We start from the raw sequence: 13,883 nt of genomic DNA, 5'->3' as shown, positions 1-13,883 counted from the left end.
GGAGAGGGAATAGAACGTAGGCCGGGTAAGGCGAAGCCGCCACCCGGTTTTTTTTAGTTCTCGATACCTTTACTGCGCAGGTAATCTTCGTAATTACCGGTAAAGTCTACTACGCGCTCTGGCGTAATTTCGATCACGCGGGTCGCCAGCGAGCTGACGAACTCGCGGTCGTGTGAGACGAAGATCAGGGTGCCCTGATACATCTCCAGCGCCATGTTCAGGGATTCGATAGATTCCATGTCCAGGTGGTTAGTCGGTTCGTCCATCACCAGGATGTTTGGTTTTTCCATCATCAGCTTGCCGAACAGCATGCGGCCCTTCTCGCCACCGGAGAGCACTTTAGCCGGCTTTTTGATGTCGTCCTGGCTGAACAGCAGACGACCCAGGATGCTGCGCACCGCCTGCTCGTCGTCGCCTTCCTGCTTCCACTGGCTCATCCAGTCGAAGACGGTCAGATCGTTTTCGAACTCGTATTCATGGTCCTGCGCGTAGTAGCCAATCTGCGCGTTTTCAGACCACTTCACGGTCCCGTTGTCCGGCTGCAGTTCGCCGACCAGAGTTTTCAGCATGGTGGATTTACCCACGCCGTTGGCACCGAGGATGGCAATCTTCTCGCCCACTTCCAGCAGCAGGTTGAATTTTTTAAACAGCGGGCCGTTCTCAAAGCCTTTTGCCAGGGCTTCCACTTCCAGCGCGTTACGGAACAGTTTCTTGTCCTGCTCGAAGCGGATGAACGGGTTCTGACGGCTGGAGGCTTTGACTTCGTCCAGCTTGATTTTGTCGATCTGACGCGCACGCGAGGTCGCCTGACGCGACTTAGAGGCGTTGGCGCTAAAGCGGCTGACGAAGGACTGCAGGTCAGCAATCTGTGCTTTCTTCTTGGCGTTATCCGCCAGCAGACGTTCACGCGCCTGGGTGGCCGCCGTCATGTATTCGTCGTAGTTGCCCGGATAAACGCGCAGCTCGCCGTAGTCCAGATCCGCCATGTGCGTACAGACCATGTTCAGGAAGTGACGGTCGTGCGAGATGATGATCATGGTGCTGTCGCGATCGTTCAGCGTCTGCTCCAGCCAGCGGATGGTGTCGATGTCCAGGTTGTTCGTCGGTTCGTCGAGCAGCAGGATGTCCGGGTTAGAGAACAGCGCCTGTGCCAGCAGCACACGCAGCTTCCAGCCTGGCGCAACTTCGCTCATCGGACCGTAATGCTGTTCAACCGGAATGCCTACGCCCAGCAGCAGCTCGCCCGCGCGCGCTTCTGCAGAGTAGCCGTCCATCTCGCCGTACTGCGTTTCCAGCTCGGCCACTTTATAGCCGTCTTCTTCACTCATTTCGGCCAGCGCGTAGATGCGATCGCGCTCCTGCTTCACTTCCCACAGTTCCCCATGCCCCATGATCACGGTGTCGAGCACGGTGAACTCTTCGAAGGCGAACTGATCCTGACGCAGCTTACCGATACGCTCGTTAGGGTCGAGCGATACGTTGCCGAGCGTCGGCTCCAGGTCACCGCCGAGGATCTTCATAAAGGTGGATTTTCCGCTACCGTTGGCACCAATCAGGCCGTAACGGTTGCCGCCGCCAAATTTGACGGAAATGTTTTCGAACAGCGGCTTACTGCCAAACTGCATAGTGACGTTGCTGGTAACTAACACGGGGAGATTCCTGCGAAAAGTGTGATAAACACGGCATTATGCCACAATTCCGAATTGAGATCCCGTGTTGCGGCAATCCACTAAACTTTAACAAAATCGAAAAAAATGTGATTTCGTACACATCTGAATTCCCTGTGAGCGGGAATGCACATATAATGCGCTCCCATCACAGATTCAGACTTATCAACTCATCGCCAGAATGGCTTAGATACCTCGCACAACATGAACATGAAATTAACAACGCTTTTTGCGGCGGCGTTAGCCGTAGTAGGTTTTTGTAAGACCGCGTCTGCGGTGACGTATCCCCTGCCAACAGACGGTAGCCGTCTGGTGGGCCAGAACCAGGTTGTGACGGTACCAGAAGGTAACGCTCAGCCACTGGAGTATTTCGCTGCGCAGTACCAGCTGGGCCTCTCTAACATGCTGGAAGCGAACCCGGGCGTTGACCCGTACCTGCCAAAAGCGGGTACCGTGCTGAATATTCCTCAGCAGCTGATCCTGCCGGATACCGTTCATGAAGGTATCGTGATTAACAGCGCCGAAATGCGTCTGTATTACTACCCGAAAGGCACCAACACCGTTATCGTGCTGCCAATCGGTATCGGCCAACTGGGTAAAGACACCCCGATGAACTGGACCACCAAAGTTGAGCGTAAGAAAGCGGGTCCAACCTGGACGCCGACTGCCAAAATGCACGCGGAATACATCGCTGCGGGCGAACCGCTGCCAGCCGTTGTGCCGGCAGGCCCGGATAACCCAATGGGTCTGTACGCGCTGTACATTGGCCGCCTGTACGCTATCCACGGTACCAACGCCAACTTCGGTATCGGCCTGCGCGTAAGCCACGGCTGCGTGCGCCTGCGTAACGACGACATCAAATTCCTGTTCGAAAACGTGCCGGTCGGCACGCGCGTGCAGTTCATCAACGAACCGGTGAAAGCGACCTCTGAGCCAGACGGCAGCCGCTACATCGAAGTGCACAACCCGCTGTCCACCAGCGAAGACCAGATCAACAATAACGAAATCGTCCCTGTTACGCTGAACAGCGCGGTGCAGGCGGTGACCTCTCAGCCAGACGTAGAAACGGCGATTGTTGACCAGGCCGTGCAGAACCGCTCCGGTATGCCGGTGCGTTTGAACTGATAAAGAAGCATTAAAAAAGCGGGCCTCGTTGCCCGCTTTTTTTTATCCGTTATTCACGATCACGATCCCGCCGTGATCGTACCGATAGTGGCAGTGGGCATACTCCAGCGGCGTGCCATCCTCCAGATAAATCACCTGCTCTACTTCCAGTACGGGATCGGTCTGCTCGCAGACCAGATGCTCCCTGTCCAGCGCGTTGGGCTTAAGCGCCCGCACCACCCGGTATGACCCCATAATTTTCAGCCCCAGCGTCTCCTGCACGTACTGGAACACCGAACCTTCAAGATGATTTTTTGTCAGGCCCGGCACCAGATTCATCGGCATCACCGTGGAATCCAGCGACATGGGTTCGCCGTTCAGCAAACGGAGTCGAATGAAGTCATAGATCGGCGCATCGGCGTTAATCATCAGCGACGCCTGCTCTTTTTCGTTCGGAAAGCGCAGCTCGAAATGCACCACCCGGCTGGTCACCGTGCCCAGATGTTCCCAGGTTTTGGTCGCGCCGAAGTAGTCGCTGCCGGAAAGATCCCACTGCGAGAGCTGGAGAAAATTTTTACGGATGAACGTGCCCTGCCCCTGGCGGGTATAGACCAGACCTTCGACGATCAGCTGGCGCATCGCCTGCTGAATGGTCATCCGGCTGGAGCTGAACTCCGCCGCCAGCGCAAACTGGTCCGGCAGGGGTTCGTTGGCGGCGTACTGCTGGCTGATAATGCGTTTCTTAATTTCCCGCGCTATGGTGATGTACTTCGCCGCCATCGTCCTTCCTTTCAGTTAGTTTTCTATCCCGCTGTTTTTCAACGCCACTCTCTCGGCAATCTTGAGGAAAGGCAGGTAGAAGAATACACCAAATACAATGATTGCCAACTGCACCACCACCGCCCGCCAGTCCCCCGCCGTCGCCAGCCAGGCGCTGAGAATTGGCGGCGTGGTCCAGGGGATCATCACCACGCAGCGCGACATTAACCCCAGCGTGGTACAGAGCCAGGCGAAGTAAATGCCGATGGCGGGCAGCAGCACAAACGGGATCATCAGCGGTAGGTTAAACACGATCGGCAGGCCGAAGATCACCGGCTCGTTGATGTTGAATAAACCGGGCGCCAGCGAAAGACGCGCCACCTGCTTCGCCGATTTTTGACGGGAGAAGATAAAGATGGCGATCAGCAGCGAGATCGTGCTGCCCGTGCCGCCGACCATGCCAAACGTCGGCACGAAGATGTTGTTGATGATGTGCGGGATGGGCTGTCCGTTGGCGAAGGCCAGCATGTTCTCGTTGGTGTTGATCAGCAGGAACGGCTCCAGCACCACGCTGTTCACCACCGACTGATGAATACCGAGCGTGAACAGGAAGTTACCGAAGCTGTAGATGAAGATCGTCCCCGGCAGGCTGGTGTTGATCAGCCGCAGCGGCTGCTGGATAAAGGTGGTAATAAGATGGATCAGGTCCGTGTGCAGCACGTTTGCCAGCACGGCCGCCAGCACCGCGAACAGGGAGAGCGTGAGGATGGTCGGGATCAGCGCGGTAAAAGATTTACTCACCGCCGGAGGCACGTTTTCCCCGAGGGAAATGTGCAGCGCCTTCAGGCGCGAAATAGCGATAAACAGTTCCGTTGAGAGCAGCCCGATCAGCACCCCGGCGAAAATCCCGGTTGAGCCAATATTGGCGAACGTCAGCACCTGAGTGACGTTCACCGCGGCGTCGCTGCCGACGGGCGTAAGCTGCAGGCGCATCGGCATCATGATGATGAAGCTGCTGACGGCGATAACCACTGCCGAGACCGGATTGTCGAAATCTTTGTTGCGCGCCAGCGACCAGGCAATCATCGGGGCCAGCAGCAGCGCGGCGATGTTCAGCGTGCCGTTGATTATCGCCTCACCCCACACCTTAAACTGCGCGAGCGTGTCGCCGTGAAAAACCCACGGAAATACCACGTTGTTCACCAGCACCGCCAGACCGGCGAGGATGAAAATGGGCATCACCGTGGCGAAGGCGTCGCGCAGGGAGCGCAGGTGCACCTGGTTTGCCAGGCGCGCCGAGAACTCAACAAACTTATCGACAAAGGACTGCATGTGCGGTGTTATTTTTGCTTCAGACATAGCGGATAGTTCCCATCAATCAGTCACAAAAACGGCCCGGCAGCGTACGGCTTACATCTCGCGCCCGTTGGTATGGATAACCTGTTTTAACCACGCGTAGCTTTTCTTCGGCACGCGCTTCAGGTCTTTCAGGTCGTGGTTTTCACGGTTGACATAGACCACGCCGTAGCGCTTACGCATGTCGCCCTGCGAGCTGAGAATGTCGATCAACCCCCAGCCGAGGTAGCCAATGACCTCCGCACCGTCCTCGAACATCGCCTCCTTCATGGCCTCGATATGCGCCCGGTGGTAGTCGATGCGGTAGGCGTCATCAATCGGGTTCACGCCGTCCCAGGACTCAATCACCCCGATGCCGTTCTCGATCGGGAATACCGGCAGGCGCCAGTCGTTGGCGTAGCGGGTGATGATGGTGCGAAAGCCCAGCGGATCGATCTGCCAGTTCCACTCGGTGGCCTTCAGGTACGGGTTGTTTTTCTCGCCGTGCAGCAGGTAATAGTTCACAGGCGTGCCTTCCGGAATCGCATCGCTGTCCAGCGTTTTGCTGGCGTAGTAGCTGAAGGCCATATAGTCGTTTCTGGTGCGCGCCAGCAGCGCTAAATCCTCGGCGCGATAGATATCACCAAAGCCCTCCTGCTCCACCACCGCCATCACCGCCGGGCTGTAGCCCTGGCCTGCAAAGACGCGCAGCAGGTTCTGGTTGAGGAACTCGTCGTACTGCTGGGCGCAGAAGATATCGCGCGGTTTGCAGGTGGCCGGGTAGATCAGCTGGTGCGCCAGCATCCCGCCCATCAGCTGGCCCGGCCTGGTCTGGTGCAGATACTCGGTCAGCGCCATGTGCGCCACCATCGTATGGTGCTGCAGCTCGTACAGCTCGCGCAGGGTTTTCTCGCCTTTCATATACCCGGAAATGCGGAACGCCTCCGGCATGTGGAAAATGTTCTGCTCGTTGAAGGTCAGCCAGTACTTCACGCGGTCGCCATAGCAGTCGATCATCTTTTTGCCGTAGCGGATAAAGGCGTCCATCACGCGGCGGTCGTTGAAGCCGTTGTATTCCTGCGCCAGCGCCAGCGGCATATCGAAATGGTAAAGACAAACCATCGGCTCGATGCCGCGGGCGATCAGATCGTCGATAAAACGGTCGTAAAACGCGATGCCTTCGTCGTTGAACGCGCCGTCGCCCTGCGGGCAGACGCGGCTCCATGAAATCTGGAAGCGGTAGCAGTTCATGCCCAGATCCTGCATCAGGTCGAAATCTTCCCGGTAGCGGTGGTAGGAGTCGGTCGCGACTTTCCAGTCGGAGATATTCTCCCCGGCTTCGCGAATGTCGTATACCGACATGCCTTTCCCGCCCTCGTTCCAGGCTCCTTCCGTCTGCATGCTGGACACCGAGTTGCCCCATAAAAAGTTGGTCGGCAGTGAATTGTTCATGGTCTCTTCCTATATGACTAGTCATTTAAAATTTCATGACTAGTCATATAGGCGAAGATTAAATTTGGATCAAAGAGGAGGATCGTTTTTTGTGAGATGGATTGAAATAATGACCAGGGAAAGTAGCCCCGGTAAGCGAAGCGCCACCGGGGAAAAGGAGGGTTACTGCTGCGCTAGCTGATTACGACGATACTCCCCCTGCCGCTCCAGCATCCAGCCCGGATACTCGCGCGGCAGCGCGCTCACCGCATCAAGCTGCTTAAGCTCGTCTTCGCTTAAGCGGATCCCGGTCGCTGCGATATTGTCGTCCAGCTGATCGACGCGTTTCGCACCAATAATCACGCTGGTCACGGCCTTTTGATGCAGCAGCCAGGCCAGCGCGATTTGCGCGACGGAGACGCCCTTGCTTTCGGCGATAGTGCGCATTACGTCCACGCAGTCGAAGGCGCGATCTTTATTCACCGGCGGGAAGTCGAACTCCAGGCGGCGACCACCGGCTTCACTCTGCCCGTCGCGGCCATATTTTCCGCTCAGCAGGCCGCCCGCCAGCGGGCTCCAGACCATCAGCCCGACGCCTTCGCTCTGCATCATCGGCACCAGCTCGCGCTCCAGATCGCGCCCGGCAATGGTGTAATACGCCTGCAACGACGCGAAACGCGCCAGCCCAAGACGTTCAGAAATACCGAGCGCTTTGGCAATCTGCCACGCCGCCCAGTTCGAGACGCCGATGTAGCGCACGTGGCCGTGCTGCACCAGGTTATCCAGCGCATAGAGCATCTCTTCAATCGGCGTTGCGGGGTCGAAGCCGTGAAGCTGGTAGAGATCGATATGATCGAGCTGCAGGCGGCGCAGGCTCTCCTTCACGCTGCTGATGATGTGATAGCGCGAGCTGCCGCGCGAGTTCACCCCTGCCGTTCCCGTTTCGCCGAACACTTTCGTGGCGACCACCACGTTCTCGCGCGGGATTTTCAGGTTTTTCAGCGCCTGACCGGTGATCTCCTCCGAGCGCCCTTCCGAGTAAACGTCCGCGGTGTCGATAAAGTTGATCCCGGCATCCAGCGCGCGGCCCACCAGCTGCTCGGCTTCACTTTGCTGGAGCTGGCCAATCTTGCCCCACATGCCGCCCTCACCGCCGAAGGTCATGGTGCCGAGGCACAGTTCAGAAACAAACAGACCGGTGTTGCCCAGTTTTTGATAACGCATAAGTTATTCCTCGCATGTCGATTGGGTACCCGATAGTTATACCCGCCCCTCAGCCATCGCGAATGTGGCGTTCCTGTCCGTTTCTTGCCCAATCCTCTGAATTTATCCGCGCGGGGCGTCGCCAAAGACGCTGTAGTCCGGTAACTGCACCTGCTGATACGGCTCCCAGCCGCCGCCGAGCGCCTTGTAGAGCGCCACCAGATCGAGCGCGCTCTGCACCTGCGCCTGTGCGCGCTGCTGCTGGGCCTGCGCCAGCTGACGCTGAGCGTCCAGCACGTCGATAAAGCTGGCAATCCCCTGCCGGTAGCTGTCGCTTGCCAGGTCAAAGGCGTTTTGCAGGGCGTCGATCGTTTTTGCGAGACCCGCTTCACGCTGCTGGTCGGTGCGATAGCTCACCAGCGCGTTTTCCACATCCCCGAGCGCGGTCAGCACCGTCTGGCGATAGTCCAGCACCGCCGCCCCCTGCTGCGCGCGCGCCACCTTCACGCTGGAGACCAGTCGACCGCCCTGGAAGATGGGAATAGAGACCTGCGGGCCGAAGCTGTAGAAGTGGCTGCTCCAGTCGGTCAGCCAGTTGGTTTCGCTATTGCGCAGGCCAAACTGCCCGGAGAGCGTAAAGCTCGGGAACAGCTCCGCCACCGAGACGCCGATTTGCGCCGTCGCGGCGTGGAGGTTAGCCTCCGCTTCGCGCACGTCCGGCCGACGGCGCGCCAGCGTGGACGGAATGCCCGTTTGCACAATATCCGGCAGGGCAGGCATCGGCTGCACGCTCTGCAATTCCGCATCCAGCGCCCCCGGCGGCTTGCCGAGCAGGATCGCCAGGCCGTTCATCGCCTGCCGCTCCTGCGCCTGATATTGCGGAAGCTGTGCTTCAAGGTTGCCTAACTGCGCCCGGGCGTTTTCCACATCCATCTGCGGCGACAGCCCGCCCCGCTGGCGGCTTTCGGTCAGATCCAGCGTCTGCTGCGCGCTTTTAATCTGGGTGTTCAGCGTGGCGATAATGCTCTGCGCCCCGCGCAGCTGGAGCCACGCGCGCGCCACTTCGGCTTCCAGCGACACCAGCGCGTCGTTACGCTGCTCGATAGCCGCTTTCTGCTGCGCTTCGGCGGCTTCCACCTGACGACGCACCTTGCCCCACAGGTCGATTTCCCACTGGGCGTCGAAGCTGCCCTGGTAGAGGTTAATCGGCTGCGTCAGCGGCCCCAGCGCGCCTTTCAGATTGGGATCGATGCTATCCACCTGGTCGTACACGCCGTGGGATTTCAGCTCCCCTTCCAGCCCGAGCTGCTGGCGCGTCGCCTGCAGATTGCCGTTCACCGACGGATAAAACGCCCCGCCCGCCTGATTAATCTGTTCACGCGCCCCGGCGATGCGCAGCACCGTCTGCTGCAGCGTCAGGTTTCCGGCGATGGCGCGTTCAACCAGGCTGTCGAGCTGCGGTGAGCCGAAGGTTTTCCACCAGCGCGGGTTGGTCGCGGCTGAGGTGGTTTGCGACTTCACCGCGCTGTCGCCCTTATCGTTCCAGTGCGTAACGGCGGGCGGTGCGGGCTGCTGGTAGTCCGGCCCGACGGCGCAGCCCGCCAGCAGCATCATTATCATCAGAGGGTGTAAACGTCTGTGTATCATCAATGTGCTCCTGCACTCCCCTCGCTCTTAACCGGCGAGAGCAACAAACAAAACGGAATCAGTAACAAGGCCACCGCGCTCAGAATGGTGAAGACGTCGATGTAGGCCAGGATGCGCGACTGCTCAATCATCGTCTGGTACATGCGTCCGGTGGCAATGCCGGTGGGATCGCCCACCTGGGTGGTGAAGTTCTGGATCGCCTGCGCGCCTTCGCGTATCGCCAGCTGGAACTGCTCGTTAAACGGCGAGGCGTGGTACGCCAGATGGGCGCTGTGCGCCTGCGAGCGCTCGGTGATGGCCGCCGTCGAGAGCGATATGCCAATCGATCCCGCGACGTTACGGAACATGGTGAACAGCGCTGCCGCATCGGCGTTGAGCCGCCTCGGAATCGAAATAAAGGCAATGGTAGTCAGCGGCACAAACAGGAACCCCAGCCCAATCGACTGGGCGCTGCGGAACAGCACCAGGGTTTCGAAGTCGATATCCGGCGTGAGCGTGCGCGACCAGAAGAACGACACCGCCAGACAGGTAAAGCCAAAGGCAATAATCCAGCGCGTCTGCACCACCGGCATCAGCTTCAGCACCAGCGGAATGGTTAACACAATCAGCACCGCCCCGGGCGACAGCACCAGCCCGGACCAGGTGGCGGTATAGCCCAGGTCCTGCTGCGCCAGCTGCGGGATCACCACCGAGCTGCCGTACAAAATCATCGCCATCCCCGCCATCAGCAGGCTGGAGATGGTAAAATTTCGATCCTTCATGCAATGAAGGTCAACCACCGGCTTTTTGGCATACATCAGCCAGTAAATCGCACCAATGATGCCGATCAGCGTTAATACCGCGAAAGTGCGGGTAAAGTTCGAGTTAAACCAGTCCTCATCTTCCCCCCGGTCGAGCATCACCTGCAGACAGCCCAGCCCCAGCGCGATCAGGCCGATCCCCGTCCAGTCGATGCTCAGCTTCTCTTTTGATTTGCTCTCCCACGGCGGATCTTCCAGCAGCTGGTAGATCGCCAGCACCGTCACAATCCCCACCGGAATGTTGATAAAGAACACCCAGCGCCACGAGTAGTTATCGGTGATCCAGCCCCCCAGCGTCGGGCCGAGGACCGGCGCAACGATAATCGCAATGGAGGACAGACCAAACGCTTTGCCCCTGTCTTCGGGTTTGAAGTAGTCGAGCAGCACCGACTGCTGCGTGGGCTGCAGCCCGCCGCCAAAGAAGCCCTGCATCACGCGGAACAGGATGATCTGCCACAGCTCCGTGGCGATGCCGCACAGGAACGAGCAGACGGTGAACATGACGATGCAAATCAGGAAGAACTGCTTGCGGCCAAACACCCGGCTCAGAAACGCCGAGATGGGCAGCACGATACCGTTCGCCACCAGATAGCTGGTTAACACCCACGTCGATTCGTCATAGCTGGACGAGAGCGAGCCGGCCACGTGGGGCAGCGCCACGTTGACGATGGTGGTGTCCAGAATTTCCATAAACACCGCCAGGGTGACGACAATCGCCACCGCCCACGGATTACTGGCGGGTTTCCAGCTGTCGTGGCTGCGATCCGTCATTCCACCGTCACCTTCGGTGCAACCGACAGCCCCAGCGGCAGCGGTTTGTTCGGATCGATGCCTTTATCAATCACGATTTTGACCGGCACGCGCTGCACAATTTTGACGAAGTTACCGGTGGCATTTTCTGCCGGGAAGGCGGAGAAGCGTGAGCCGCTGCCCTGCTGAATACTGTCTACGTGTCCCTCAAGCTCCATATCCGGCCACGCGTCGACGGACACGGTGACTTTATCGCCCGGCTTCATGCGCTCAAGCTGCGACTCTTTAAAGTTCGCGACCACCCACACGTTCGGGGAAACCAGCGAGAACAGCGCCGTTCCCGCCTGCACCAGCGTGCCGGGCTGCACGTTGCGTTTGGTGACAACGCCGTCGAACGGGGCGCGGACTTCGGTGTAAGAGAGGTTAAGGTTGGCGGTTTCCAGCTGCGCTTTAGCCTGATCGACCTGACGCTCGCGCGCTTCAACGTTGGTTTCCTGCTGGCGAATCTGCAGCTGTACCTGCTCCGCCACTTCCAGCTGCGCCTGGGCGCTGGCCAGTCCGGCCTGGGCGCTGCGCAGCTGAGCGTTCGCGGAATCAATGCTTTGCTGAGTGGTCGCACGCGGGTCAACGCCGCGCTGACGGCGGTACTCCGCCTGCGCGTTTGCCATATCGGCCTGCGCTTTCAGCACCTGCGCTTTGGCTTCGTCACGCTGGGCGGGATATTGCACCTTCGAGAGCGCCAGCTGCGCCTGCGCCTGATGCAGCTGAGCAAGCGCCAGCCCAAGCTGCGCCTGAGCCTGATCGCGCTGGGCCGTGGTATCACGCGGATCGATAACCACCAGCAGATCCCCTCTCTTCACGCGCTGGTTATCGCGCACGCGCAGCTCGGTGACGTAGCCCGCCGTCTTGGGGGCAATCGTCACCACGTCGCCGTCGGTAAAGGCGTCGTCGGTCGTCTCTTCGTTACGGGTTAAAAACCACCACACCAGCGCCACGACGACCATTACCACCACGACAATGCCGAGGATAATTATCGGTTTCTTGCCCGGGCGCTTACGCTCATTATTGTTTTTTTCCTGCTCGTCAGCAGGCGGGTTTTGATCTTCAGCCATAGGTCAGCAACGGTCCTGTCAGTGAGCGGCATCACACTATGCCGTTCACTAAAGCTAGGACGTTGCTATACGTTTGCCAGGAAAAACTGACAAATTGCGCACTATATGAGAAGGAATATTCCGAAACCGATCGCCGCGGCCCAAACCAGCATCGGAATCGACCAGACGTGGAAACGCCACCAGATACGACGGTCGTTTGCCATGCGCAGGGCAATCAGGTTTGCCAGCGAACCGGGCAGCAGCCCAAACCCGCCGATGTTCACCGCCCAGGCCAGGAGCCTATCGGGCGGAACATAGTTGAGCAGCAGAATGGTGGACGGCACGTTGCTGATAAACTGCGACAGGCCAATCGACGTCAGCCACAGTCCCGGCTGAGACAGCGTGCTGACGCTGTGCAGTACGTTTTGCAGCACCGGAAGCTGGATAAGGAGATGCACATCAATAAACATCGCCATAAAGACCAGCAGCAGCGTCCAGTCCACGCTCACCAGCACGCGACGCGCCAGGACGACAAAGCCCGCGGCAACGAGCAGGACGCCCGCCAGCTCATACTTCAGCTCCAGCGCGAACAGAAAGACGATGTATAACCCGAGACAGCTCCACACCAGACGAGGCTGCCACTGCGGGCCCGTTGTGCCGCTGTGGTACTGCAGCTTTTTATCCGGAAACGCAAACCAGCACACCGCCATCAGCGACAGCATCATCACCAGCGCCAGAGGGGTCATCTGCCAGGTAAAGGCGGCGAACGACAGACCGGACCGTCCCCAGAGAAGGATATTTTGCGGGTTGCCGATTGGCGTCAGAAGCGAGCCGGCATTGACGGCCAGCGCTTCAAAGATGATCAAGCGGCTAACCGGGATCTCGCACAGCTTACGCAGCGTGAGCGTGAGGGGCACGATGATAAACAGCGCCACATCGTTGGTCAGAAACGTCGACAGCACCGCGGCGGAGAACACCATAAACAGGGACAGCCTGCGTTCGGTGGCAAAGCGGCGCACCATTTTACGTCCCAGGACGTCAAAATAGCCGCTCAGCTCGACCCCTTTGGTGAGCATCATCAGGCCGCTCAGGGTAATGATGGTGCGCCAGTCAATCGCGGCGGGCCAGGCCCGTGGGGCAAACGGCACAAAGAGGCTTAACGCTGCGCCAATAATTAATAAGAGATGGAAGAAACGATCGCGTGCCAGGGCCTGCAGTCCAGGGATTTTCATTCAGCGGAGGGACCATATTTAAGCGTAAATTCACGAAACTTCACCAGCGTCTCTTCGCTAACGTGGTGTTCCATTCCTTCCGCATCCCGGCGGGCGATCTCCGGGCTGACGCCCAGCACCAGTAAAAAATTCTCGACGAGCTGATGACGCTCGCGGCTCTCCTGCGCGAGCTTCTCCCCTTCCGGCGTCAGAAAAACACCGCGCCATGGGATCATTTCAATTAAGCCCACGGAGGCCAGGCGTTTTAACATTTTAGCGACAGTTGGCTGTGAAACCCCCAGCCTGGCGGCCATATCGACCTGGCGCGCTTCACCAACCTCACGGATCAGATCGGAAATGAGTTCAACATAATCATCAATCAGTTCACGCCGGTGCGCTTCACGGACCTGGCGAAAACCTTCGACATGTTCTTCAACATTCACCAGTTGCGTCGTTTTCCTTATTGTCGGATGACCTGCGCGACGGTTCATTGTACTTCCTCAGTGGGGTGACGCTTCCAGCGCCCGGTTTGGAGAGCGCACATTGTAAACCATAGCTCCGCAAGCACAAAAAATTAACGAAATAGCCATAGCTATACAATATAGCCTGTGCTATATCTGTATGTAATGCAGTCACCCTTCACGGATCGAAGGGATCAAAACTCAGGAGGTCTTATGAACGAATTCAAGAGGTGCATGACCGTGTTTACCCACTCTCCTTTTAAAGTGCGCTTAATGCTGTTGAACATGCTGTGCGATATGTTTAACAACAAACCGCATCAGGACGACAAACCTTCCCACTAAGCGGCGTTGCGGTACGCCGCTTCATTTTCCCGTCACAATCTCGCTGTAAACTGGCTTCCAGCCGCCTTATTCCCGATCTTTT

Annotated in this window: 12 protein-coding genes; 2 read left to right on the top strand and 10 right to left on the bottom strand. The window is 58.3% G+C overall.

Annotated elements, in window-relative coordinates; translation table 11 throughout:
- Positions 1–53 precede the first annotated feature (53 nt).
- Entirely contained in the window at positions 54–1,649 is a 1,596-nt protein-coding gene (locus AC2TE5_RS06840; RefSeq protein WP_311390891.1) for an ABC-F family ATPase, read from the bottom strand.
- A gap of 222 nt (positions 1,650–1,871) precedes the next feature.
- On the opposite strand from AC2TE5_RS06840, the gene ldtB reads away from it, so the two are divergent.
- Positions 1,872–2,792, top strand: a complete 921-nt coding sequence (gene ldtB / locus AC2TE5_RS06835) for a L,D-transpeptidase (RefSeq protein ID WP_193941931.1) — start codon at positions 1,872–1,874, stop codon at positions 2,790–2,792.
- Between the two features lie 42 nt (positions 2,793–2,834).
- Here ldtB and AC2TE5_RS06830 read toward each other — a convergent pair whose 3' ends face one another.
- The 9 genes from AC2TE5_RS06830 to mntR form a co-directional block, all read right to left on the bottom strand.
- Positions 2,835–3,551, bottom strand: a complete 717-nt coding sequence (locus AC2TE5_RS06830; RefSeq protein ID WP_063143085.1) for a GntR family transcriptional regulator — start codon at positions 3,549–3,551, stop codon at positions 2,835–2,837.
- 15 nt (positions 3,552–3,566) lie between these two features.
- The gene (locus AC2TE5_RS06825) at positions 3,567–4,889 is read right to left on the bottom strand and encodes a PTS sugar transporter subunit IIC (RefSeq protein WP_484612887.1); all 1,323 of its coding nucleotides are present in this window, start codon (positions 4,887–4,889) and stop codon (positions 3,567–3,569) included.
- Between the two features lie 51 nt (positions 4,890–4,940).
- Positions 4,941–6,317 carry a glycoside hydrolase family 1 protein gene (locus AC2TE5_RS06820; protein ID WP_484612886.1) on the bottom strand — a complete coding sequence of 459 codons (1,377 nt, stop codon included), beginning with the start codon at positions 6,315–6,317 and terminating at the stop codon, positions 4,941–4,943.
- 162 nt (positions 6,318–6,479) lie between these two features.
- A complete protein-coding gene (locus AC2TE5_RS06815; protein ID WP_248182396.1) occupies positions 6,480–7,520 on the bottom strand; it encodes an aldo/keto reductase in 1,041 nt (346 codons plus the stop codon).
- A 102-nt stretch (positions 7,521–7,622) separates the two neighbouring features.
- The gene (locus AC2TE5_RS06810) at positions 7,623–9,146 is read right to left on the bottom strand and encodes an efflux transporter outer membrane subunit (RefSeq protein ID WP_048979640.1); all 1,524 of its coding nucleotides are present in this window, start codon (positions 9,144–9,146) and stop codon (positions 7,623–7,625) included.
- Positions 9,146–10,717 carry a DHA2 family efflux MFS transporter permease subunit gene (locus AC2TE5_RS06805; protein WP_484612885.1) on the bottom strand — a complete coding sequence of 524 codons (1,572 nt, stop codon included), beginning with the start codon at positions 10,715–10,717 and terminating at the stop codon, positions 9,146–9,148. The genes AC2TE5_RS06810 and AC2TE5_RS06805 overlap by 1 nt, the downstream gene beginning before the upstream one ends.
- The gene (locus AC2TE5_RS06800) at positions 10,714–11,808 is read right to left on the bottom strand and encodes an HlyD family secretion protein (protein ID WP_484612884.1); all 1,095 of its coding nucleotides are present in this window, start codon (positions 11,806–11,808) and stop codon (positions 10,714–10,716) included. Before AC2TE5_RS06800 ends, AC2TE5_RS06805 begins: the two co-directional genes overlap by 4 nt.
- Positions 11,809–11,909: 101 nt before the next feature.
- Entirely contained in the window at positions 11,910–13,019 is a 1,110-nt protein-coding gene (locus tag AC2TE5_RS06795; RefSeq protein WP_484612883.1) for an anion transporter, read from the bottom strand.
- On the bottom strand, positions 13,016–13,489 hold the full coding sequence (gene mntR, locus AC2TE5_RS06790; protein ID WP_045355726.1) for a manganese-binding transcriptional regulator MntR: 474 nt from the start codon (positions 13,487–13,489) through the stop codon (positions 13,016–13,018). Before mntR ends, AC2TE5_RS06795 begins: the two co-directional genes overlap by 4 nt.
- Before the next feature lie 183 nt (positions 13,490–13,672).
- Between mntR and mntS the strand changes: the two genes are divergently transcribed.
- Positions 13,673–13,801, top strand: coding sequence for a manganase accumulation protein MntS (gene mntS, locus AC2TE5_RS06785; RefSeq protein WP_014831181.1), 129 nt, complete (start codon positions 13,673–13,675; stop codon positions 13,799–13,801).
- Positions 13,802–13,883: the final 82 nt, after the last annotated feature.

This window comes from Enterobacter sp. N5-15 (assembly GCF_057221635.1).
Note: the sequence above shows the minus strand (reverse complement) of the source record. Positions and strands in the feature narration are given on the sequence as shown.